This is a genomic window from Pantoea sp. SM3, from assembly GCF_000963995.1.
In the GTDB taxonomy this organism is placed as follows: Bacteria; Pseudomonadota; Gammaproteobacteria; order Enterobacterales; family Enterobacteriaceae; genus Pantoea; species Pantoea rwandensis_B.
Genome location: NZ_JZRD01000019.1, coordinates 75,622 through 99,946 on the forward strand (window position 1 = coordinate 75,622; position 24,325 = coordinate 99,946).

The 24,325-nt window shown below is 53.2% G+C and carries 22 protein-coding genes; 2 read left to right on the forward strand and 20 right to left on the reverse strand.

Annotation, left to right across the window (positions count from 1 at the left end; translation table 11 throughout):
• Window positions 1-63: 63 nt before the first annotated feature.
• Window positions 64-2,526 (reverse strand): membrane-bound PQQ-dependent dehydrogenase, glucose/quinate/shikimate family, encoded by a 2,463-nt coding sequence (locus tag VI01_RS12655; RefSeq protein WP_255353427.1) that lies wholly within the window; start codon window positions 2,524-2,526, stop codon window positions 64-66.
• 734 nt (window positions 2,527-3,260) lie between these two features.
• On the opposite strand from VI01_RS12655, the gene VI01_RS12660 reads away from it, so the two are divergent.
• On the forward strand, window positions 3,261-4,367 hold the full coding sequence (locus VI01_RS12660; RefSeq protein WP_082082055.1) for a Fic family protein: 1,107 nt from the start codon (window positions 3,261-3,263) through the stop codon (window positions 4,365-4,367).
• A 217-nt stretch (window positions 4,368-4,584) separates the two neighbouring features.
• Here the strand turns inward: VI01_RS12660 and VI01_RS12665 are convergent, their stop codons facing one another.
• The 3 genes from VI01_RS12665 to VI01_RS12675 all read right to left on the reverse strand — a co-directional run bounded on the left by VI01_RS12665 (window position 4,585) and on the right by VI01_RS12675 (window position 6,385).
• A complete protein-coding gene (locus VI01_RS12665; protein ID WP_045815410.1) occupies window positions 4,585-4,959 on the reverse strand; it encodes a YebG family protein in 375 nt (124 codons plus the stop codon).
• 74 nt (window positions 4,960-5,033) lie between these two features.
• Entirely contained in the window at window positions 5,034-5,828 is a 795-nt protein-coding gene (locus VI01_RS12670; RefSeq protein ID WP_034829783.1) for an SIR2 family protein, read from the reverse strand.
• A complete protein-coding gene (locus VI01_RS12675; RefSeq protein ID WP_045815411.1) occupies window positions 5,825-6,385 on the reverse strand; it encodes a non-canonical purine NTP pyrophosphatase in 561 nt (186 codons plus the stop codon). The genes VI01_RS12670 and VI01_RS12675 overlap by 4 nt, the downstream gene beginning before the upstream one ends.
• A 408-nt stretch (window positions 6,386-6,793) precedes the next feature.
• Between VI01_RS12675 and VI01_RS12680 the strand changes: the two genes are divergently transcribed.
• Window positions 6,794-8,155: a bifunctional diguanylate cyclase/phosphodiesterase gene (locus VI01_RS12680; RefSeq protein ID WP_045815412.1), complete on the forward strand. Its 1,362-nt coding sequence runs from the start codon at window positions 6,794-6,796 to the stop codon at window positions 8,153-8,155.
• Window positions 8,156-8,200: 45 nt separating this feature from the next.
• On the opposite strand, the gene VI01_RS12685 is transcribed toward VI01_RS12680, so the two are convergent.
• The 16 genes from VI01_RS12685 to VI01_RS12760 form a co-directional block, all read right to left on the reverse strand.
• A complete protein-coding gene (locus tag VI01_RS12685) occupies window positions 8,201-8,629 on the reverse strand; it encodes a hypothetical protein (RefSeq protein WP_052697004.1) in 429 nt (142 codons plus the stop codon).
• 345 nt (window positions 8,630-8,974) lie between these two features.
• Complete coding sequence (locus VI01_RS12690; RefSeq protein ID WP_045815477.1) at window positions 8,975-9,880, reverse strand: ABC transporter substrate-binding protein; 906 nt, start codon at window positions 9,878-9,880, stop codon at window positions 8,975-8,977.
• Window positions 9,880-10,674: an amino acid ABC transporter ATP-binding protein gene (locus VI01_RS12695; protein WP_045815413.1), complete on the reverse strand. Its 795-nt coding sequence runs from the start codon at window positions 10,672-10,674 to the stop codon at window positions 9,880-9,882. The genes VI01_RS12690 and VI01_RS12695 overlap by 1 nt, the downstream gene beginning before the upstream one ends.
• Window positions 10,658-11,578, reverse strand: coding sequence for an amino acid ABC transporter permease (locus VI01_RS12700; protein WP_045815414.1), 921 nt, complete (start codon window positions 11,576-11,578; stop codon window positions 10,658-10,660). The genes VI01_RS12695 and VI01_RS12700 overlap by 17 nt, the downstream gene beginning before the upstream one ends.
• 9 nt (window positions 11,579-11,587) lie before the next feature.
• Window positions 11,588-12,100 carry a GNAT family N-acetyltransferase gene (locus VI01_RS12705; RefSeq protein ID WP_045815415.1) on the reverse strand — a complete coding sequence of 171 codons (513 nt, stop codon included), beginning with the start codon at window positions 12,098-12,100 and terminating at the stop codon, window positions 11,588-11,590.
• A 9-nt stretch (window positions 12,101-12,109) separates the two neighbouring features.
• The gene (locus VI01_RS12710) at window positions 12,110-13,042 is read right to left on the reverse strand and encodes an ABC transporter substrate-binding protein (protein ID WP_045815416.1); all 933 of its coding nucleotides are present in this window, start codon (window positions 13,040-13,042) and stop codon (window positions 12,110-12,112) included.
• Between the two features lie 18 nt (window positions 13,043-13,060).
• On the reverse strand, window positions 13,061-14,374 hold the full coding sequence (locus VI01_RS12715) for an LLM class flavin-dependent oxidoreductase (protein ID WP_045815417.1): 1,314 nt from the start codon (window positions 14,372-14,374) through the stop codon (window positions 13,061-13,063).
• 81 nt (window positions 14,375-14,455) lie between these two features.
• Entirely contained in the window at window positions 14,456-15,592 is a 1,137-nt protein-coding gene (locus tag VI01_RS12720; protein ID WP_045815418.1) for an amidohydrolase, read from the reverse strand.
• 13 nt (window positions 15,593-15,605) lie between these two features.
• Window positions 15,606-16,601 (reverse strand): MsnO8 family LLM class oxidoreductase, encoded by a 996-nt coding sequence (locus tag VI01_RS12725; protein ID WP_045815419.1) that lies wholly within the window; start codon window positions 16,599-16,601, stop codon window positions 15,606-15,608.
• A gap of 316 nt (window positions 16,602-16,917) precedes the next feature.
• Entirely contained in the window at window positions 16,918-17,661 is a 744-nt protein-coding gene (locus VI01_RS12730; protein ID WP_045815420.1) for a carboxymuconolactone decarboxylase family protein, read from the reverse strand.
• Window positions 17,662-17,671: 10 nt separating this feature from the next.
• Window positions 17,672-18,151: a cupin domain-containing protein gene (locus VI01_RS12735; RefSeq protein ID WP_075564103.1), complete on the reverse strand. Its 480-nt coding sequence runs from the start codon at window positions 18,149-18,151 to the stop codon at window positions 17,672-17,674.
• A gap of 193 nt (window positions 18,152-18,344) precedes the next feature.
• Entirely contained in the window at window positions 18,345-18,911 is a 567-nt protein-coding gene (locus VI01_RS12740; RefSeq protein ID WP_045815422.1) for an NTP transferase domain-containing protein, read from the reverse strand.
• A complete protein-coding gene (locus VI01_RS12745) occupies window positions 18,908-19,918 on the reverse strand; it encodes an XdhC family protein (RefSeq protein ID WP_045815423.1) in 1,011 nt (336 codons plus the stop codon). Before VI01_RS12745 ends, VI01_RS12740 begins: the two co-directional genes overlap by 4 nt.
• Window positions 19,919-19,972: 54 nt before the next feature.
• On the reverse strand, window positions 19,973-21,310 hold the full coding sequence (locus VI01_RS12750; RefSeq protein ID WP_045815424.1) for a cytochrome c: 1,338 nt from the start codon (window positions 21,308-21,310) through the stop codon (window positions 19,973-19,975).
• A gap of 11 nt (window positions 21,311-21,321) precedes the next feature.
• On the reverse strand, window positions 21,322-23,559 hold the full coding sequence (locus tag VI01_RS12755) for a molybdopterin cofactor-binding domain-containing protein (protein WP_045815425.1): 2,238 nt from the start codon (window positions 23,557-23,559) through the stop codon (window positions 21,322-21,324).
• Window positions 23,556-24,014, reverse strand: coding sequence for a (2Fe-2S)-binding protein (locus VI01_RS12760; RefSeq protein WP_045815426.1), 459 nt, complete (start codon window positions 24,012-24,014; stop codon window positions 23,556-23,558). The genes VI01_RS12755 and VI01_RS12760 overlap by 4 nt, the downstream gene beginning before the upstream one ends.
• Window positions 24,015-24,325 lie beyond the last annotated feature (311 nt).

Genomic DNA, 24,325 nt, shown 5'->3' on the forward strand with positions numbered 1-24,325 from the left:
GATGTGATGCCAGGATGTATATAACGGGATTAGGCAGCAGCCTAATCCCGTTTTCAATGGTGGTTATTTCTGTTCTGGCAGCGCGTACGCCAGCACATAATCGCCCACCGGCGTTTCCATAAAGTGATGCCCGGCGGCAACGATCACCAGATACTCACGCCCATTTTGCGTGTAGATCATCGGGTTGGCCTGACCCCCTGCGGGCAGTTCCGTGCTCCACACTTCCTTGCCGGTTTTCATGTCGATGGCGCGAATTAAGTCATCGGTAGCAGCCGCGACAAAGATCAGCCCGCTGGATGTCACTACTGAACCGCCATTATTCGGCGTACCAATATTAATCGGCAATCCGGTTGGCAGGCCAAATGGACCATTACGACGTGCGGTGCCCAGTGGACGATCCCAGATGGTGCGTCCATCACGCAGATCGATGGCACGTATACCACCATACGGCGGCTCTTTACACAGCATGCCTGTGTACGGCAAGCGCCAGCCCGCATTCACGTTCACCGCGTAAGGCACACCGATTTGTGGATCGCCTGCCCCTTCCGCATGGCCGGTATCGTGTGGGTTATAGGGAATTTCATCACGAGGTTTCCAGCCCAACGCATCGGCTTTGGCACGCGGCACCAGAATGTTGTAGTTCGGCATATCATTGTAGTTAGCAATGATGATGCCACGCGTCGGATCCACCGCTACGCTACCCCAGTCAGAACCGCCGTTATAACCCGGATACTCAATCGAATGACGATCGGCTTCCGGCGGCGTGTACTGCCCTTTATAACTGGCTTGCTGGAACTGAATGCGGCACACCAATTGATCCACCGGTGTTAAGCCCCACATGTCCTGCGGAGTGAGGTCCGGTTTACTCAGGTGATGGAACAACGAATAAGGCTGAGTTGGCGAACGCTGGTCCGGTTCTACACCGCCGCCGGGCACCGGACGCTCCTCCACACCAAACAGCGATTTACCGGTGCGGCGATCCAGCACATAAATCTCACCCTGTTTGGTCGGCATGATAATCGCCGGTGTTTTACCGCCGTTTTTATCCGGATAATCCACCAACGTCGGCTGAGAACCGGGATCATAATCCCAGACATCTTTATGCGCGGTCTGGAAAGTCCAGGCCGGTAAACCGGTATCGATATTCAATGCAGTCAATGAGACTGAATACTTATTCTCGGCAGGCGAGCGCGTACCGCTCCAATAGTCACCCGATGAGTTTCCGACCGGCAGATACACCAATCCTAATTTGTCATCACCGGTGAACGAGGTCCAGACGTCGGGTGAACCGCGTTTGTACGCATTGGGTCCTTTCTTCGGTGTGGCGGTATCCGGATCGGCTGCATCCCACGCCCATTTCAACGCTCCCGTGCGCACGTCATAAGCTTTAATCACCCCCGGTGGGCCAAATGCGCGCTGGCCATCGATCGTCTGATGTCCCACTACCAGGGTATCACGTATCACCACCGGCGCTGAGTTGATGGCCACATAGCCGTCATAGGTTTCCCCCATATCCTCAGCAAGATTGACCGTGCCCTGATTACCGAAACTGCGGCAGACTTCGCCAGTTTTGGCGTTCAATTCGATGATGCGGGCGTCCAGCGTCCCGAGGATGATGCGCTGCTGGCAGTCACTGTTGTCGCTGTTCGGTGCGACTGCAGCGACCTGTCCGGTGCTGGCGTGGCTGTTGGTCTGGCTGTCATACCACGTCAACCCACGGCAGGCGGCGGTGTAAGGAATGGATTTGTCGCTGACTTTCGGGTCAAAGTGCCACTTCTCTTTTCCTGTTGCGGCATCCAGCGCGAACACCATGTTGCGCGCGGTACAGGTGTATAGCGTATCGCCCACTTTGATCGGGGTGTTTTCACCGCCCCAACGCGCTTTCGGTAAATCACCGGTACGGAATTGCCAGGCCAGCTTGAGGTCTTTTACGTTATCCGGGGTGATCTGGCTGGCATTGGCGAAACGCTGCGACGCCAGGGAACCGCCGTAGGTATACCAGTCGCCACTGTCTGGCGTGGAGGCTTTTCCGCTGCCAGTATCCGCCATGTAGTTAGCCGAGCCCGCAGCAGGCACATCTGTGGCTGGTGTTTCATTGAGTGGCGCAAAGGGCAGCGCAGCAGCAATCACAAAGGCGACAATCAGTACGGCCGCCAGCGCGCGCGACGCCCCCCGGCTGACGCGCGGCGCCAGATTGGGTAACTGGAAGGCAAACACGATGCCGAGAATCAGCATCAAGGCAAAACGCGGCACCCAGCGCCAGTAATCCAGCCCTGACTCCTGAATGGTCCAGATCAGCGTGCCCACAAATACCAGTGCGAACCAGCCTGCACCGCTGGTTCGCTTCATGAATATCAGTACAGCAGAGATGATCAGCCCTATGCCGGCCACCACGTAGTACCCATTTCCGCCTAATGCCACGAGCCAGCCCCCTCCTGCGGCCAGGATAATCCCCAGCAACAGCAGAATAAGGGCAAATAATTTATTCCAGAACGAAAGTCTGGGTATTGGGTTTGCGATGTTCAAAATAATGTCCTTTGCCATAAACGATTGCAGGATTGTGTATTTTTTAAACTCCGCGATTAACTTTAGAATATTTCGAGGGTTATGCCGGGGTATTTGGCAAATATGCTAAATAAGCGGCACTTTTTATCCGCTTATATTCCTTATAGTTTCTGTGATAAATAGTTTACTGAGGTGGGGGCAAACACCCTTATCCTATCCCGATCAATTTTTGTCTGTGCATTTCCGCGACAAAATCCTGCTGTTTTTGATCTGGCGCAAGATCGCTATCTCACCATCCTGTCAGCTTATTCCTTACAGGGCGCATGACGCCAAATAACAAGAGGAATGCAGCATGACAGGTAAATTAGGCTTAGCGGGATTGTTACTGGTTTGGCTGGTGTATGTGGCGTGGATGGTGAGCTATTACTCTGGAACATTTTCACTCTTCACACATTAATCAACTCTCCATCACTTCTACAACGATAGTCACTTCATTTTCCCTGATGGCGGCGCTCAGGTCGCCATCTGGCACACACCCTTTCCCGGCTCACCTAAAATTTCAGCCTGAAATCGCCACCTATTTTGCCTTCTCATGCGGCTTACATTCGTTTGTGGGCTGAGTGAACTGGCGTTTGAGCCGATTAAGCAGTATGATTCAACTCATCATGTGAGCCGAATAAGGTGGCTTTATGGCTCAGTCAATGAGCCTAATCGCCTGACTGTTTGGCTCACTGGCAAATGAGATGAGGCATGATATGTGGATATGGCAGCAGCCTGAATGGCCAACATTTCACTGGCAGGAGGAAAAACTTCTGCCGCGATTACGCTATCTGCAGCAGCAACGCGGTATTTTGCTGGGACGGGCGAGCATATCGGATAACGCCGATACGCAAACGCTGAATACGCTACTCGCCAATATTCTGTCTTCCTCCGCTATCGAAGATGAGCGCGTCAACGCCGAGTCAGTAAGATCTTCCCTTGCGCGGCGTTTAGGCGTTTCGCTGGAGCAGCCTTATCCCGTATCCGAACGTTCCGAAGGATTGGCCACCATGATGATGGATGCCATCACCCAGCGCGATGAGCCTCTCACGTTTGAGCGGCTGTGTCTGTGGCATCAGTGGCTTTTCCCGGCGAGTGAATGGACGATTAAGCGTTTAAACGTGGGCGGTTTGCGCGGTGAAGAACCGATGCAGGTCGTATCCGGACGCATCGATCGTCCAACTGTCCATTTTGAAGCGCCACCGCGTGACGGGCTTGAACGGCAGCTTGATCAGTTTATTCGCTGGTTTAATCAGAGCCATGACGAGGTCCAGCTCGATCCATTGCTGCGCGCCGCCATTTGCCATCTGTGGTTTGTCACGCTGCATCCCTTTGATGATGGCAACGGCCGTATTACGCGTGCACTGACGGATTTGGCGCTGGCGCAAGCAGACAGCCAAAGCATCCGGCTATATGCCATGTCGTCATCGATTCTGACCCGGCGCGCGGATTATTATCGGATTTTACAAGAGACACAGCGTGGCGATTTGGACATCACTGCCTGGATGCTGTGGTTCCTCGACGTGCTCAATGACAGCCTGGAAGAGGCACTGGCATCGGTCACGCGCATACAAAACAAAGCGAAATTCTGGCTGATTCACCATAATGCCCAATTGAACGCTGAGCAAAATCGCGTATTGAATCGCTTGCTGGATGGCGGTGAACAGGGATTTGAGGACGGCATTAGCGCCAGCCAATACCAAAAAGTGGCCAAGGTCAGTAAGGCGACGGCGACGCGCCATTTGACGGAATTACTGGAGAAAGGTTGTCTGGAGAAATTGCCGGGCGGTGGGCGCAGCACGCGTTATCAGATCAAGCTGTAAGGTTCAGTGAGGCAACAGGAGCGACCTTCTCGCCGCTCCCAGTTTTCAGCTTTCAACACTCAACACTCAGCACTCAGCACTCAGCACTCAGCTTGCAACTCTCAGCTTGCAACTCTCAGCTTTCAACTCTCAGCTCTCAGCTCTCAGCTCTCAGCTCTCAGCTTTCAACTCTCAGCTCTCAGCTCTCAGCTCTCAGCTCTCAGCTCTCAGCAAAGTATCAGGCAGCTTTAACCGCGCGCACTTTCTTTTCGGGTTTACCGATGTCTGCTTCCGCAGAAGCTTCAGATTCCGCAGAGGTTTCCGATTCCGCAGACGCCTCAGTCTCGACTTCGGCTGACGCTTCTTCCTTTACCGCATCCGGTAATTTGCTGGTACGCAGGATATGCTGCACCGCATCCTTCTGTTCAGCCAGTAACATGCCTAACGCTTCAGCTTGTGCCTCATCCAGTTCAGGCTGATGCTGCTGCAGCCAGTCGGTGAAGGCGTCCGCCATATCGAGCATTTTGTCCCAGGCATCCGCGTCTTTTTTATTGGCAAACGTCATTTTTTCTTCACCCTTTCTGACAACAACATATTTGGTTTCGACTGCCATGATGCACCTCGGTTAACTGTATTTATATACAGTATATTCTAAGCAAACTTTTTTGAGCAAACGATTTCTGCTCATTAAGCCAGTAATTCTTCCAGGAACGTCGCCAGCGCTTTGCGCGGATCGTCCTCTTCTGAAACGATCATTTCGATACCCCACTGCCCCAGCACTTCTTTCGCCACCGGATTATTGCGGTTGGTAAACAGGTAGGATTTCGGCCGTGCGGTCGCTAATCCCGTGCGGCCCCACATTTTCGTCAGGCGGTAGAATAACAGACGAATGTTAAAGTCACTGATGCTGTAACCGACAAACAACACCGAGTTGCCCATCACGTCATGCGTCAGTTTGATATCCAGCGGCGAATCGAAATAGAGGCGCTCGAAGTAGCTGCTTTCATCCAGCACGATGGAGGTATCATCGTCAAAATCACCATGAAGTTTAATGATATGACGCTTGTCTTCGGTCAATGACACCAAATCTGCCGCATTCGCCACTTTGCTGTACGGCACATTGTGGGCTTCGTGCGCCATCTCCAGCCAGCGATCGTAATTGGTGGTATAGATACGGGAGAAATTGCCCTGCGTGATCATGGTGTGAATTTCAGAGCTGCGCACATCAATATCCGGGCGATGCCATTCACGATCCATCCAGCTGCGTAACGGACCAAGCGAACCTTTCCGCTGCTTGTAATATTCCGCCAGAGAGAGGTGCGTGCCGTACGTATTGAAGATCTTTGGGTCGTAACCCAGTTCTTTTGCCAGATGCGCAATCAGCTCATGCCATTCCGGCAGACCAAGATTGCGTGAAATACCCGCGCCCGCAAACAGGATCAGTTTGCCTGCATCGTAAGCGCGTTTGAGTTCCGGTTTCATGCCAGTCCCCGTGAAGTTTTTAGAAAGGTGGCGAAACGATCCAGTGCCAGTCTGCGCATGGATATTTCGTTTTTAAAATCACCCATTTCAGCGAAAGTCTGCGAATGCCCTTCCGGTATGAATACGCAGTCCCATTGAAATTCGCGCGGACCGGCTGGAGCAGGCGCAATGGTGCCGCGCAATTGCCCCTCAAACTGGTACATTTTACGGCCATCACAATAGCCCAGTACCGTTTTGGCTGTCACGCTGGGGGTCTCCAGACCGCTGACCAGTTTCGTGAAGCGCTCGGCGTTCAAACGGCTCCAGAAAATGCGCGTTAATCCGGCAGGCAACCCATTCAGCCCATCCAGATACAGGCCCGTATGTTCAACAAACAGCGGACGACCGATGATGGAAAAGGCTTTAGTCAGTTTGTCGCGGACCAGCTCAACTTCATTTTCTGTCTGAATTTCTTCAATGCGGCGAGCGATGGGAATGACTTCAACACCGACCGGCTCCAGAATGGTGCGCACTTCGGCAAGCTTTAACTCATTGGCAGATAGAAAGCGTATTTTCATTGCAACCAGTCGTTTTAAAGTGGATTTCACAATCGGGCCAGGCTGAATACGTGTCCAGCGCTTGTTGTTTTGCCTCTGGCTAAGCAGCGACCTTACGACACTTAGGTTTCATTCTAACGTGCTGACCTGTCATAGGGTAGGCACAATCGCGGTAAACAGAAAATGCGCTGCGCGTGTTCCACGTTTTTTTTCGCCAGGCGACCAGATGGCAATCAACCGACTTAAGTCACATCATTCCACCAAAATTCACCGCAAAAAACGCACATTCGACTTAGCATAGGTCAAATCGCAATGCAGCTTAGACAAGTGTAAATAAGCTGAAAACAGTTATGACAGCCGTCACGCTTTTCCTTAATATACCTGACTGAAAACATTAAATAATTAAGACTATAAAACTGAGAATAGCTAATGATCTCTTATTTCAGTTCAGTATTTTCAAGGATTTGTAATCTGCCGTTTATATTGAAAGGTGATAGCCTGGAAAAGAAACTGCGCTTAACCTTAATGATCGCCGGGACATCCAGCATTCTTGCCGGGATTTATATGGTGTTGTTTAACGCTATCAGGGGTCACCATGACATTGCCTGGTTATATGGTGCCAGCACGACACTCGGCGTTTACATCACTTGTGCCGCTTTTTGCAGTGGGTTAAAACGCAACCTTTACATCATCGTGCATGCGCTACTACTCAGTATTATTCTGCTACTATTATTGGATAATTATCATACAATTGGTAAGCGGTCTGAATATAATTATTTAATGGCTTTAACCATTGGTTCTGCTCTGGTGCTACGACAGCAATCTGGCTATCTCAGTAAAGTCTTTCCTCTCTTTTGTCTGGCATTTTATCTGTTGTTTATCACCACAGGTTTAACCTGGCAAGATGGCGCTTTTCAGCTCAGCATTCCTGAAGAACCTGGCTTCTATATTGTTAATTGCAGTGTGCCGATTATCGCACTGTTGTTAACCGTGTTCACGTCACGCGGTGATTATTCGGAAACCGATCTGATTAAGCGTGAACTTTCAAATGCCATTGAGAAGAATCAGCTGGAACTTTACTATCAGCCACAAGTCGATATAGATAAAAAGCTGATAGGCTTCGAAGCCTTACTTCGCTGGAAACATCCCGTGAAAGGTTTCATCTCACCAGAGGTCTTTATTCCTGTGGCGGAGAAAAGTGGTCTAATTATTGAGATTGGTAAATGGGTGATGGAAAGAACCCTGCAGCAAATGTCTGATTGGGATCGCTCGTATCATCTTAGCAATTTAAAATTTTCGATAAACATCAGCCCATTGCAATTGATGCATCGGGATTTCACTCAGGATACCTTGCTGGCGCTCTCACATTATAAAATCAGTCCGGAAAGGTTAAAGTTTGAAATTACTGAAACGACGTTTATTTACGATCAAAAAAGAATCAGCGGCGTCATTGAGCACTTTAGTCAGTTAGGCATTCAATGGGCAATTGATGATTTTGGCGTGGGCTATTCCTCTCTCAAATCGATCAGTGATTTCGCAATTGATGATATCAAAATCGACAAATCACTAATCATGCATATTTTTGATAATGAATCTGCAGCGATTGTAGTGCACAAGACGATTGAGTTATCACGCGAGATGGGATTAAACGTGCTGGCTGAAGGCATTGAGAGTGAGGAGTATTTCGACTATCTCCGTGAAAAAGGCTGCAACCTGTTTCAGGGATATCACTTCGCCCGCCCACTGCCTGCGGGAGAGGCTGCGCTTTGGATACGTAAAGCCACAACGTAAGAGACTTGTGCAATGGCGGCGGCTGAGCCGCCATTGTACGCAGGATTAAAATATCGCTTTGGCGATGGTTAACGCCAGTCCCAACGTAACGAACTGCATCGAAACCATCCATTTGGTTTGTTTGTTCAGCGCCTGGTACAGATCGCCCCTGATCGCCAATACATCCGCCTTGGTCGCGTAATTTTCCTTTACTGACGCAACATCGCCTTTCACTTCTCGAACCTCGGACCGCACTTCCCCTATTTCTAATTTGACCTCAACGATTTCCGTCCTGACTTCTGCCATATCCTGCTTAGTGGCATAATTCGATTTAATAACAGCAACATCTGTGGCGATAATGGCCACTGTCTCTTCCAGCTTCCTGATTCTTGACTCCATGAAAATTTCTCCCAATCTCGGCTGCTTAATTTTTCTGCACTGTACGGATTGCGCGTGGCAGGCATTAAGATGACTTCTTATATTTTCAACTAACATGTTAACCCCAATCTTTTTAAACGTTGATTGGGTAATGCAGGTTAAGCCAGACCCATTCAAAATCCTTTTTACTCTTTTTCAACCTCACATTCCCTCAGGAAACGTCAATATGACACTTTACCGACAGGCTAAACAATACCGTTCCTTGTAAGAGAAGATAAAAAAACCATCTGAAGCGATTAATTAAAAGCAAGGCGAGTTTATTCCACGGTCAAATATCCAAACTTACCGTTTAAATCATGCGAAACATAAATAAAAGAATGAATGAATTCACAATAACGCTGAAAAGCAAAAAACTCACAACCATCAAGCTGTGAGTTTTCTCTCAACTAACAAAAAAATTATTTACTGATAAACAATGCCAGGTGGATTGACCTGTGACGCTTCCACGCCCTCCTCCTGTTCTCCCCAGCGAGCCAGCACCTGTTGATATTGCCCGCTGGCTATTGCGCCATTTATCGCCTGCTGTAACGCCACATCCAGACCATTGCCTTTTTTGGTGGTCACCGCGACCCACGCACGGAAAGGTCCGTGTCCGACAATTTTAGTTTGCCCGCGTGACGCCACTTTCCATGCCGCCATCGCTTGCGGACCAAAAGAGGCGTCCGCTCGTCCGGAAAGCAACGCCAGCGTCGCTGAAGCATCATCATTGAGGTAAATCGGCTGAACCGGCGCCAACCCCTGCGCGCGGTTCTTCGCATCCCAACTCAGCAAAATTTTCTCCTGATTGGTACCCGAACCGACAATGATGCGTTTACCCGCCACATCCTCGCGCCCGTTGATCGCCGTAATCGCACTGTCTGCTTTGACGGCAAACGCATGGTTATCGGCACGATAGGTCGCGAAATCGAACTTTTGTTTCCGTTCTTCCGTCACCGCAATGTTGAACATCGCCACATCATAACGCCCTGCGGTGATGCCCAGCGGCCAGTCTTCCCAGGCGGCAGGCACCAGTTTGAGTTTTAAGCCCAAACTGTCGGCCAGTAAGCGGGCAAAATCAGGATCACTACCAATCAGCGTTTTGTTATCTGATGCCCACAAGCCGATTGGCGGTGAATTGGATGCCGTGGTCGCCACCGTCAAATATCCCGGCGTCACAAAATGAAAACCCGTCGGAATTTTGGCAATGGCTTGCGGGTTAGCCGGAATATGGATTGGCGTTTCGTTGTTTTTGGCATCCAGTGTTTCTGCTGCCAACAGCGGTGAACTGAATAACCATGCGGCAAGCGCGCTGACAATCACTCTTTCCATCATAGGACTCGCGCCAAAAATCGTTTGGTGCGCTCATGGCGCGGCTGATTGAGCACCTGATGCGTGCTACCTTGCTCGACGATGCGGCCATCCACCATAAACACCACCCGATCAGCCACTTCGCGCGCAAAGCCAATCTCGTGCGTCACAATCACCAGGGTGGTACCGGAGCGCGCCAGCTTTTTAATCACGTCCAGCACTTCGCCCACCAGCTCGGGATCGAGCGCTGATGTCGGCTCATCGAACAGCATCACGCGCGGATTCAGCATCAATGCACGCGCAATCGCGATACGTTGCTGCTGCCCACCCGAAAGATGACGCGGCCAGGCATCGGCTTTATGGCGCAATCCCACGATATCCAGCAATTCTCCCGCCCGCTCAATCGCCTCGCGTCGTGATAATTGACGATGGGCAATCGGTGCCTCGATCAGGTTCTCCAGTACCGTCAGATGCGGGAACAAATTGAAGTTCTGAAACACGTAGCCAACGTTGATGCGCTGACGCAAAATCGCCTTCTCTTTCAGCTCATACAGCTTGTCACCGCGACGCTGGTAGCCAATGTAATCACCGTCGATTTGAATGAAACCCTCGTCCACGCGCTCAAGATGATTAATGGTGCGCAGCAGGGTGGATTTCCCTGACCCCGACGGACCAAGAATCACCGTTACCGATCCCGGTTCCAGCTCCAGCGATACATCTTCCAGCGCTTTGTGTTTACCAAACGATTTGCTGACGCCGGTGATGCTGATGGCACCTGTGGTATGCAGATGACGATAATCAATGGCTTCGGACATGGGACAGCTCCTCATTAGCGTTAGCAGAGCGATTGCGCCATTGACGCCAGCGCGACGGTTGCGGTTCACGCGTGACACTACGTGCCAGCCAACGTTCAACGCTGTGCTGCAGCAGTGACAATACGGTGGTGATAATCAGATACCAGGCCGCGCCCACCATTAACAGCGGAATCACCTGCTGAGTGCGGTTGTAGATCATCTGGATGGTGTAAAACAGCTCCGGCATTGCCAGCACGTACACCATCGAAGTGCCCTTGGCGAGGCTGATGATTTCGTTAAACGTGGTAGGAATGATGGCGCGTAGTGCTTGCGGCAGAATGATGCGGAAGGTTCGACGGGACGAAGATAATCCCAGTGCGGACGCGGCTTCAAATTGACCGTGATCGACGCCCAAAAAGCCACCGCGAATAATCTCCGCACTGTAGGCGCTCTGCACTAGCGTCAGTCCAATCACCGCTGCCGGGAATTGCCCCAGCACGTTGATGGTCTGGAAATGCCCCCACGACAGTGCCGTAAACGGCACGCCGAGCGACAGCGTGTCGTAGAGATAGGAGAAGTTATACAGAATGATCAACACCACAATCAGCGGCAGCGAGCGGAATAGCCAGATGTAGCCAAACGCCAGCGTGCTCAATAACCATGATGAAGAGAGTCGCGCCAGTGCCAGCAGGCCGCCAAAAATTAGACTCAGCACCGTACCGAATAGGGTCAGCAATAGCGTCTGCCCGAGCCCCGTGAGGATCACCGGGTCAAAGAACCAGCGGGCAAACACGCTCCACTCCCAACGGGGATTAAAAGCCACCGAATCCACCACGCTGGCCAGAATGAACAGCGCGACAACCGCCCCGATGATCCTTCCTGGATAGCGTGCGGGCACCACCGTTAAATGTTGTTCCTGACTCATCTTAACTCCTTAGCTGGCTTGCGCCACGCTGTGCACATCAATCACCTTAAGGAAACGTAAGCGCCCGTCATGAGGTGGCTGGCTGTAGATTTCCATATCTTCCAGCAGCGCAAACTGCGGCTGGTAGCCATGGCCGATATACAGCTGCACGGCTTCCGGCTGACGAAATCCGGTGGTCAGGAACACTCGCTGGTAACCCGCGCGTAAGGCACGGCGCTCCAACTCCTGTAAAATCAGCAGCGCCAGTCCCTGACGGCGCAGATCGCTGCGCGTCCAGATACGTTTAAACTCGGCAGTCACGGCGTCATAGGGTTTATAGGCGCCCATGGCGATGATCTCGCCGTCACGCTCCAGCACGATAAACAGCCCACGCGGCGGCAAGTACCATTCGGTCAGCTCAACTTCATTGGCACTTTTGAAGAAATCGCCGTAACGTGCGGCGTATTCACCAAACAGGCCGGTAATGATGGGCTGTAACTCCTCGGCCTCGGGATGCACCTCGCGGAAAAATTGCTGACTCATGCCGCCTCCTTAATCGCCGAGTCCGGCCGGGTTGATTTCAGAGTGATCGAGACGCTCCACACCTTCACCCCAGCGGTTCAGCACCTTGTCGTAATCGCCGTTCTTGATCACGCCATTGAGTGCCGTGTTAATCGGCTGCACCAGACCGTTATCTTTTTTCACCGTCACTGCGATGTGTGCCGCTTTCGGCCAACCCCCATCCACGCTGCCCACCAGTTTGGTTTGATGGGTTAACGCGGCTTTCCATGCGCCAATCACGTTAGGCCCAAAGTAGGCATCGGCGCGGCCGGACTGCAGCGCGAGCGTTTGTGCAGCATCATCTTTGGTGTACACCGGCGTGAAAGGCTTCAGTCCTTTAGCCTGATTCTCCTTATCCCACGCCAGTAAGATTGCTTCCTGGTTGGTGCCGGAACCCACAATGATGCGAAGCCCGGCGATGTCTTCGGCTTTGTTCAATGACTTAATCTGGCTGCTGGATTTAACGTAGAAACCCAGAGAATCCTTGCGATAGGTGGCGAAATCAAAGCGCTCTTTGCGCTCTTTAGTCACCGTCACATTCGTAATGGCCGCGTCATATTTGCCGGATGCCACACCGAGCGGCCAGTCTTCCCACGAGGTTGGCACGACATTCAGCTTCAACCCCAGGCTATCGGCCACCAGACGAGCGATATCCACTTCGCTGCCAAGCAAAGTTTTGTTGTCATCGCTGAACACGGTTAACGGCGGAGAATTCTGCGCGGCCACTGCCACGGTAAATGAACCCGGCACGGCAAACTTATGTCCGGCAGGAATTTGCGCCACCGCAGCGGGATTCGCCACGGTGTTCACTGGCGTTTTATTGGCTTCGATGCTGATCTGCTGACCGTTCACTGCCACGTCTTCAGCCAAAGCCGCACTGCTTAAACTCAGCAGCATCAGCGCAATAAGGGATTTCTTCTGCATAGCGTTTTTCTCTTTAATTTATTGTTGTGTGAACTGATTGACCGGCTCTTTCAGACCGAAACTGGCCCGCAGCGTGGTGCCTGGGTACTCGCTGCGGGTTAAACCGCGCGCTTGCAGGATGGGAATGACACGATCGACAAAGCGTTCGAAGGTATCCGGCGTGCCGCCCTGGATGATGAAGCCATCGGTGGCTTCGGTTTCAAACCACAGCTGTAAGCCATCCGCCACCTCTTCTGGCGTGCCAAAGAACAGCGGACGCGGCGTGGCAGCTTCCAGTGCGGCCTGACGCAGCGTATGGCCGTGCTCTCGCGCCTTACGTTTGATTTCATCAGTGGTACTGCGGAAGCTGTTTTGGCCGATATCGCCGATGTCCGGGAAAGGTTCATCTAGCGGGTACTGCGAGAAATCATGGTGATCGAAGAAGCGACCGAGGTAGTTCAAAGCGTCTTTGATAGACACCAGTGCAGCAGTGGTTTGATATTGACGCTCAACGTCTTCGGCATCATCGCCAACGATCACGCCAACGCCCTGGAAGATATGCAGATCCTGCGGCTCTCGTCCGTTTGCCACCAGCTGCTTTTTCACATCCTTGTAGAAAGCCTGCGCTTCTTCTCGCGTTGGTTGATGGGTAAAAATGGCATCAGCGTGACGAGCTGCCAGCTTTTTACCATCCTCCGAGGCCCCCGCCTGAAACACGATCGGACGTCCCTGCGGCGTGCGTTCGATGTTCAGTGGCCCCTGCACCTGGAAGAAATCACCGTGGTGATTGAGAGTATGAAGTTTAGCGGCGTCAAAGAACTGGCCGCTCTCTTTGTTACGCACAAAGGCATCGTTTTCCCATGAATCCCACAGCCCTTTCACCACCTGCAAATACTCGTCGGCGATGCGATAGCGCAGTGCATGCTCAGGGTGCTGCTGGCGTGAAAAGTTCTTCGCCGATCCTTCCAGAGGCGAAGTCACCACGTTCCAGCCCGCACGCCCGCCACTGAGATGATCGAGGCTGGCAAACTGACGCGCGACGGTGAAAGGTTCGCTGTAAGAGGTGGAGACCGTGCCGACCAATCCTAAATGTTGGGTCACACCGGCAAGCGCGGAAAGCAACGTCAGCGGTTCGAAGCGATTGAGAAAATGGGGAATCGATTTTTCATTGATAAACAAACCATCGGCGACAAACAGGAAATCCAGCTTGCCAGCTTCCGCCTTGCGCGCGATGTGTTTTGCATAGTCAAAATTGATGCTGGCATTGGCCTGCGCCGCCGGATGACGCCAGGCAGACATATTGCCGGATGCGCCATGCAGAATAGTGCCGAGTCGCAGTTGTCTTGCAGTCATAGTGTTCTCTCTTTTCCATGGCATAGCCTGACGGCGACGGTTTCGTCGCCATGCAGAGCGGGGAGTATTGGGTTAAGGGGGCTAACTCAGAATCGCGTCACGACATCGTGCATTGAGGTGCTGCAAGGCCTGCTGCGCCAGTTGGGTGAAGTAGTGCGCGGCAGGGGCAATCAGTGCTTCGTCTGGATTGAAGCCGCCGTGATGCAGACCAAATTCACTGGCACTGCCAATGCTGACAAACGCGCCGGGGATCTGCTGTAAGTAATAAGCAAAATCTTCACCACCGAGGTGCAGTTCTGCGGTTTGCACGCGATACCCCACCTGCTGTGCAATCTCACTGGCAAACTGCGCCCAGCGGGCATCGTTTTCTAACACCGGCGGGCCCGGATGCCAGCTGAACGTCGCCGTAGCACCGTTCGCCGCCGCAATGTGCTCGACAATGTGTCGTGCGCGCTGTTCCAGCTGCGCCCGCACCTGTTTGTCATGGGTGCGCACCGTGCCGCCAAACTCGGCTTCCCCCGGTAAAGCAGTCCCGGACTGACCGGCTTCAATGCGGGTCACGCTCAGCACCAGACTATCCAGGGTATTAAAACTACGGCTGGTCAGTGATTGCAGCGCCTGAATGATCTGACTGGCGACGAGGATGGTGTCCGTGCCCTTATCAGGGTTGGCAACACGCACCACAAACTTGTCAGCATTGGCGTAAAACGCCCCGCCACGCGTGGCGAAAACCCCCGTCGGTAAACCCGGTTCGTTGTGCATACCGAAGATCGCCTGCACATCTTGCAGCACACCAGCATTGATCAACTTGCGCGCACCGGTGGCATTCTCTTCGGCTGGCTGGAACAGAATACGGATGCGTCCCGGCAGTTGATCTTCCAACGCATGGAGTTGCAATGCCGCGCCCAGCATGACCGCGCTGTGCACGTCATGGCCGCAGGCGTGCATGACACCCGCATTACGCGAACGGTATGCGAGGCCAGTGGCTTCATGAATCGGCAGGGCATCAATATCAGCTCGCAACGCGATCAGCGTTTCACCCTGACCCACTTCAACCACCAACCCGGTTTCCAGCGGATAATCGAGCAAACGCAAGCCAGCGTTTTGCAGCCAGCGGCGCAAACGCGCCGTGGTTTCTACCTCATACCCAGACAGCTCAGGCCAGCTGTGCAGCTCGCGTCGCCAGTCAATCAGTTGCTGTTCGATTGTGTGAGTCATGGTTATCTCCAGATTACGCCGCAACCAGTCGATGCGTTGCCAGCAGTTCGAGAGATTTCACTCGCGCCTGCTCCTCGGCAATCGGGGTATCAATCACGAACTCTTCAATGCCAAAATTCTGGTGCAAAGCATCCAGTTTGGCGTGCACCTGCGCGGCAGTGCCTTTCAGTAAAGAAGGCGTGCGCGGCTCAATGACATAATCGGTATAACCGCCCTGGCGCACGTAGCGTTCCGCTTGCTCAACGCTGCCGACATTGACGCTTGGACCGTCTTTGACACTGACGTGATAGACGCGCAAATTATCCACCAGCAAATCAGCTTCAGCCGGTGAATCGGCGACCACCACCTGCACGGCCACCAGCGCCTGCTTGCCGTTGCTGTACTGGCGATAGCTGTTTAGCACCTGCTCCATCAACAGAGGATCACCGTTGTGATGTGCAGCAAACACCAGCTGCCAGCCCAGTTCTGCAGCCAGCCGGGCACTTTGCTCGCTGGCACCCAGCAGGAACCGGTTCGCCGGACGTGGCGGCTGTGGCGTGGCACGCAGGATCTCCTCATCGCCCACCGGCGGAACATCCAGCCAGCTATCCAGCAGTGAAAGCTGCTCAGCAAAGCTGCCCTTCTCATCCTGGTGAATGCCTTGCTGCAAGGCGCGGGTTGAGAGCGGTAGACCGCCCGGCGCTTTACCCACACCGAGATCGATACGACCTGGCGCGAGCGAGGCTAGCAGGTTGAAGTTTTCGGCGACTTTATAAGGACTGTAGTGTTGCAACATCACACCACCCGATCCGACGCGAATATGCTGCGTCTGACCAATGATCCACGCGATCAACAGTTCGGGAGAGGGACTCGCCAGGCGGTCAGTATTGTGATGCTCCGCCAGCCAGAAACGGTGATAGCCCCAGGCTTCAGCTTGCTGCGCCAGCTGTAATGTGCGATGCAGGGCATGCGACGCGCTCTCTCCATCGGCAATCGGCGATTTATCTAACAAGCTCAGTCGATATGACATACGCCAAATCCTTTTCCTCAGTGATGATGGCGAGCAGTGTGTGATGGCGGCGGGTAACGGGTAAAACATATTATTGTCGTATGCATTTTTAATTAATGCATATCAGGGGTGAGCGAAATATTAATGGATGAATAAATGATGTAAAACAGAAGGTTGAGCGGCAATCTTCGATATCGATAACCATTAACCAGGCGTCATAAACTAATCGGGAAAGGTTTGCAATATTGGATATAAGCCTGAGGAAATACATTTTCCGTTATTATATTAAACAGCAAAACGCACCGGAATAAATACCGGTGCGTTTATAAGGGATTTATTATTTTATCTGTGCCAATGCTGCTTCAATTCGCTGAGCGATCGCTTCTTCTCCCTGCGCGTTAAACACAGTCTGAAGTTCCGCCAGTTGTGATTTGTCGAAGCCCACATTGATGCTGATACGCAGATGCGATTGTAGTTGCGACTCAACCCCGCTCATTGCCGCTAATGCACCCACGGTGGCTAACTCACGACTTTTCCAGTCCAGATTGTCACGCGCGAAAATGTCGCCAAACAGATGCGCTTTGAGGAACTGATCGATGGTGGGGGCGAAGTCAAACAGTGGCCCTTTCACCGGGTTTCCAACCAACGCCGTCTGATTGCGCGTGCCGGCGGCGAGCATATTTTCTGGCGTTGGAACCGGCCCAGCCTCATTGCCTGGCTGGTCATTTTTGCCCTGTAGGCGGCGGGCATCAATCACTTTCATTAACTCTCCCAGCGCATTGAGGCTGCGAGGGAAGCCCGCATAAGCATAAAGTTGCACCAGCACCTCACGACACTGGCTGACGGTCAGATCCGCATCTAATCCCTGATTCAGCGCATCATTGAGTTTGGCTATGTTTCCCGTCGCAGCGTAGGCCGCGATCACCGCAATACTCTTCTGTTGCTGACTCAGTGGATGCGTCTGTTTTTGCAGGAGCGCGGCATACCTTTTCTGCTCTGGCTCAGAGGGTTCTTCGGCCACGCTTACTGAAGAGGCGACCGCAGCGCACATCATTAACGAGGCATTGATGCTTTTCATCATCCTTCACTCCTTACAGAGAGATCTTCGATCCATATTGTTCATCGCTAACCTTCTCCAGCCACTCAACGACCTTGCCGTTTTCAGCTTCAGCAATGGCAATGTGTGACATGCTGTTTTCAGGCGCAGCGCCATGCCAATGTTTTACGCCTGCCGGGATCCACACAATATCACCAGGACGAATATCACGGGCTTCACCGCCCCACTCCTGCACGCGTCCCAGACCAGCTGTCACAATCAGCGTTTGCCCAAGCGGATGGGTATGCCACGCCGTGCGCGCGGAGGGTTCGAAGGTCACCGTCGCGCCGCCAATACGTGCAGGCTCACTGCCCTGAAACGGCGCATCAATACGCACGGTGCCGGTAAAATATTCGGCATTGCCTTTAACTGAGGGTTTTTCACCACTTTGCCAAACAGTGATCATGGATGTGTTCTCCTTTGCAGAAACGGCTGAGACAGATAACGCCAGGATGAGTGCAGCTGCAATTCTCATTATGCGGGCTCCCTGCTTCAGTTTGGGTGATGACCACCGGGGTAGTGGCGGCCACATTCATTGCTGTTAAAAAGTGTAAGACCACGGGGATTGATTGATAAGGTGGCCAAATCAGGATGGGTTTATGAACAAAATTCACCAATAATCAGAGTAAAATGGCCTGCACTTTTACGCCTCCTTTTTAATCCTCAGATCATTGCTGTGCTAGCAGACTGAGCATCGCCGGCGTATCAACATCCTTAAGACAGCCCAGATCGGATAATTTAACTGGCGTCACGGGATGGCGGCTTAGCAATGCGCGAGCGCCATTATCACCCTCTAACTGAATCAACTCCGCGTAAAAGGGTTTTTGAAACCCCACCGGATGACCGGGCATCCCCTGCACTTCGCTGCGCACCAAAGGGGACGTCTGCAATGCGCGCGCCACCGCCAGATAGCTGGATGTGGTCAATAACGGCATATCGCCCAGTACAATCAACCAACCATCATAATCAGATGTGGCTGCAACGCCTGCGGCAATTGAGTGCCCTAATCCGTTACTTGCCACTGTAATCAGCTGTGCCTGACTGGCCAGCAAATGAATGTCCCGATCTTCAGGCCGGGACACCACATACACATCCATTTCGGTTGCGATTGCCCGCTCAAGCGTATGCTGCAGCACAGGCTTATCTTGTAACAACGCGCGCAATTTATGCCCGCCGTTCAACTTTCTGAAACGTTGGCTTAAACCCGCTGCCATGATCAGTATGGCGAACTTCATGGATGCACAGCGCTCACGTCATATGCAGAGGCAATCTCGGCACTGCGCACACCGTTTTTATAGCGAACGATATCCGCCATGATTGAGAGCGCGATTTCAGCAGGGGTTTTGCTGCCAATATCGATCCCCACAGGGGCATGGATTCTGCTGATCTGCCGGGGCTCCAATTCACCAATCCGCACCAGACGTTCTTTACGGCGCTGACTATTATTCAACGATCCCATCGCACCAATGTAAAAAGCCGGCAGATTGACCGCCTCCATCATCGTGAGATCGTCAATACGCGGATCGTGGGTCAGTGAAAGGATCGCCGTAGCGGGATGGCAACCCTCTCGTTCCAGATAGGCCGCAGGGAATTGCCTGATCAGTGTGATGCCATTATCGAGATCGCCCGCCATGTTAAGCAGCACTTCCTCACGGTGTTCACACACCAGCGTTTCGAAACCCAGTGCCAGCGCGAAATTCGCGCAAAACAGCGCGACGTTCGAGAGGCCTGCAATAATCACTCTGGGCGGAGCCGAGAGGGTGAGCACCACTTCGGCCCCCTTGATCTGCGCAAAGGTGTGACTGGCATAAGCACCGGGTTTAACCGCATGGCAGGCATTGGGTATGACCAGTCTCTTCTCCAGCGCATGGGCACTGACTATCGCCTGATGCATGCGCTGCAGATAGTCGATGGCCACACTGCCGGGCAGCAACTTTTCCACCAGGATATCCAGCACACCACCGCAGGGCAGCGCGCGATCGGGTGCAAAGCCGCCCTCACCGTAACGCACTATCTGGCTCGGCGCGGAGAATACCGCCTCGCTAATGCGCGCGATAAAGCTCTCTTCAACACATCCACCCGACAGTGAACCGCAGTAACGACCATCTTCTCTAATCACCATCATCGCGCCAGGCGGCCGCGGCGATGAGCCATAAGTGCTGAGCACCGTACAGAGCCACACGGGAGATTCCTCTGCCCACGTCAGCGCAGTACGGATAACCTGCACATCAAGATTGTGCATGGGATTCTCCCGTTTGGCATTTCATCGTCTTATCAAAAGCTGCAAGTTTCATGGCTAACGCATCTGCAAAATAATTACGTTACTGCTGGCCGGATCGGTTTTACCCCGCAGTTCTCCGACCGCTTTTGCATCCACTTTCTCCCCCTGATTTCCCCATGAAGTACGGATAAAATTCAGCACCTCAGCAGCCTGCTGATCGGTTAACTGTTTCCGATAAGGCGGCATGCGGTAAGCATCTGGCACGCCATCGGCGACAATACGCGCGGAACCATTCAGCACCACATTGATGGCCGAAGCCGAATCCACTTGCATCGAGGTTGCACCCGCCAGCGGTGGGATCCACGGCGCCTGACCGCGACCATCGGCACCATGACAACTGCTGCAGCGCGCCGTGTAAATCTGACGACCAGAAGGGTTGCCTGCGAGCGTGCTTTCCGTTGTTTGATACTGCCAATGGCTGCCTGCATTGTGACTGCCTGCAGGCAGCGCTTTTAGGTAGTGCGCAATCGCACGCAGATCGTCCTCATTCATAAACTGCGTCGAGTTATTGAAGGCGTCAGCCATTGATCCAAACACCACCGCATGCTGGTTACGCCCCTGCTTCAGGAACGTCACCACATCCTGTTCACTCCAGCGGCTGATGCCGGTATTCGCATCATTACGCAGACTCGGCGCGTACCAGCCATCTAATAATGCCCCCGCCAGGTAATCTGGGCTGCTGGCATCCAGCGCCTTTTCATTAAATGCCAGACCGCGCGGCGTATGGCAGCTACCACAGTGACCCGGACCTTCAACCAGATACGCACCACGATTCCACAGAGCATCATGTCCTTCCTTTGACTGATAAGGTCCGCCGCGTGAAAAGGCCGCGCTCCAAAATGCCAGCGGCCAGCGCATATTCAACGGCCAGGGAATCTCAGAGGCAATGTTCTGGCGAGATACCGGTTTAACACCCTGCTTCATAAACGCATAAAGCGCGGCGATATCGTCATCGGAGAGTTTCTGATATGAAGGAAACGGCATGGCGGGATAGAGCCGATGGCCGTCCTGCGCGACACCCTGGCGGACAGCACGATCAAAATCAGCCAGGGTGTAGCGGCCAATACCGGTATCGTTATCTGGCGTGATATTCGTGGTGAAAATTTTGCCCACCGGCGTGGCCATCGCCAGTCCGCCGCTGAATGGCGGCGCATCAGGTGTGCTATGGCAAGCGACACAATCGCTAAGACGGGCAACATATTCGCCTTTGCGCACCATGTCCGCTGACGCCATAGTCTGCTTCATGGGTTGATGATCAAAATGTGAAGCAGGCGTACGCATGAGCCAAAGCGATACCAGCACTGCCACGCAAACGACGACCGCTGATATCAGCCCAAACTTTTTTAGTTTCATGGTTATTCCCGTCAGCTGAAGGTATAGCGAGAGAGAGGCATGGCGCGAATGCGCTCGCCAGTTAGTCGGGAAACCGCATTCGCCACAGCGGGCGGCACCGCAGGGAGCGGCGGTTCACCGATGCCGCCCATTTTTGCGCCGCTCTCCACGATACGTACGTTCACTTGCGCCATACGTGATGGCGGCAAGATGGGATACATATCGTAGTTACGCGCCACTGGCTGCCCTTTCTCGTACACACTCTCTTCCAGCAAAACCTGTGATAACCCCAGCGCCACGGCGCCGTTAACCTGTGCTTCGACTATCGCCGGATTCACAATGCTGCCGGGATCTATGGCTTCCCATATCTGATGCACGGTGACCTGACCGTTTTCGATGGATACTTCAGCAATGGCGGCCGCTTCAGTGCCAAACGGCGAAGCCATCGCCACACCGCGTGCACGACGTGTACCGTCTGCCGCCGTGTAGGGGCCTGCCTGCCAGCCCCCTGAAAGCTCTGCCACCGCATTCAGCAAAGTGGTTAAACGGTCATTGCCCTGAAGCAAATGCAGACGCAAAGCAAAGGGATCGAGTTTGCCGCGATCGGCCATTTCGTCGAGGAAGCACTCATAGAGAAAATCATTCATCGAGTTGCCCACGGATCGCCAGTAACCGAGTTTGACTGGCCCCTTTTTATAAATCTGAGCGATGCGCACATTGGGAATCTTGTAGGATTTTCCTGCCAGTCCCTCCACTGCCGTGGGGTCCAGTTTGCTGCCGTGTTTACCGGCGATGCCTTCGGTAGGCCCCTCGCATATGCTGATGGCCTCCAGCGCAACCGGGTAGCCTTGCGCATCCAGTCCGGCCTGAAAGCGCACGGCGGCCATTGGCCGATGGGTATCACGCAAGAACTCTTCTTCACGGCTCCAAATCAGTTTGACTGGACGCCCTACCGCTTTAGCCAGTTGAATCGCCTGTGGGTAGACCATTGCAGTGTCATAAACAAAGTGGCGGCCAAAAAATCCACCGAGTAGCGGCGAGTGAATGATGATGTTTTCCGCTGCCAGTCCGGTGCGCTTAGCGATATCCGCCTGAAACATCTCCGGTGCCTGATTAGGGATCCACAGTTCCAGCGTGCCATCGTTATTAAAGCGCGCGAGTGCTGACGGCGGCTCCAGCTGAGCGTGATTAAGATATTGGCTGTGGTAAGTCGCGCTAACTGTCGTTTTCGCCGTAGACATGCCCTGGGCGAAATCCCCTTTCACTTCCGCATCCTCACCGTTACCAGGTTCCTGAGCCAGTGCTGTGGCAAAGGCCTCAGTGGAAAAATCCGCCGGCATGTAATTCGCATCGGGTGTCTGCGGCTCTTGCCAGGACACCTGTAGCGTTTCGGCTGCACGTTTGGCCTGCCACCAGCGTTCAGCAACCACGCCAACCGCACCAGGCAGCACGTGCACGGAATGCACGCCTTTCATGGCTTTTACCTGATCCAAATTACGGATGTCACCCGCTGTCAGGCCCAGTCGTGGCGCATGCTGAACGGCCGCATGCAGCATGTCATCAACGCGGCAATCAATGGTGTAAATGGCCTGTCCGGTGGATTTTTCATGCATATCCAGACGCTGAACCGGCTTACCGATCCAACGAAACTGAGCGGGATCTTTAAGTTTTACCGTTTCAGGCGCAGGCACCGGCAAATCGCGCGCACGCTCAGCCAGTTCACCGTAGGTCAGCGAGCGACCAGAAGCGGCGTGAATGACGCGTCCCGGTTCAGTATGCAGCTCATCAACCGGCACAGAGAGCGCAGTCGACGCTGCCTGCAGTAACATCTGTCGTGCCAGTGCACCCAACCGACGCATGGTGGTATAGCTGGATCGAACAGACTGGCTCCCCCCAGTGATGCGCATTCCACTGTCCATCACCTTGTATTGCGAACCGGCGGGTGCATTCTCAACCACAAAAGTGGCGGGATCGGCATCCAGTTCCTCCCCGACGATTTGCGCCATGGCGGTAAAAATCCCCTGTCCACCTTCGACAAAAGGCGAAAGGAATTTGATCGAGCTATCGGGGCGAATTTCCAGGAAAGCTGGCACACGCGTGCCAGGAGGCAGCACAACATCGGCAGATTGCGCCCGTCCTTCGCCAATGGGTAAACCCACACCCAGCACAAACGCACCGGCCAGGCTGCTGCTGGCCAGCAAAAAGCGGCGGCGTGAGAGATTAGCGGGCTGCTCTCCCAGTGTTTCGTCAGTGTCTTCACAGCGAATCATGCCTTCGCCTCCATGCCAGCAACTTCATGAATCGCCGCACGGATGGCGTTATAGGTTCCGCAACGGCAAAGGTTGACCATTGCAGCGGCAATCTCTTCCTCAGAAGGCTGTGCATTAGATTGCAACAGTGCCCTTGCCGCCATCACCTGGCCCGACTGGCAATAGCCACATTGGGGTACCTGATATTTGATCCACGCTTCCACCAGTCTCTTGCCTAAGTCATCACTTTCAATGGCTTCGATGGTGGTGATCTGTTTACCCACGGCTTTCTCCACTGGCGTAACGCAGGAACGAACAACCTGACCGTCGATCATCACTGAACATGCGCCGCATTGCGCCAGGCCGCAGCCATACTTGGTGCCTGTCATGGCCAAATCGTCACGGATCACCCACAGTAATGGGGTATCCGCGTCAGCATCAGTCTGGTAAGTCTTATTGTTAATATGCAGTTCCATCGGTATGCGCTCCCATTGGTAATACCACGCTCACAAAAGGCGAATCGAAGGGGGTAATTTTTTATCCTTACAAATAATAGTGAAAAGCAGAATAGCCGCCAGTTGAATGCCCCTATGAGATAAATTCACCAATGATTGAGCGTCACGGGTTACGCGGAACCATGAAGCATGGCCCTCATGCGGGGTTGAGGATGCAGCGGACAGTAAAGGAAACTAAGCGAATCGAAAGGCGACGCATTTTTTGTGAAAATGTCGCCTCAGTACGGGGTCGGAATGATTTCGATGCCGTGGTCAATATTTAAACAATGCGT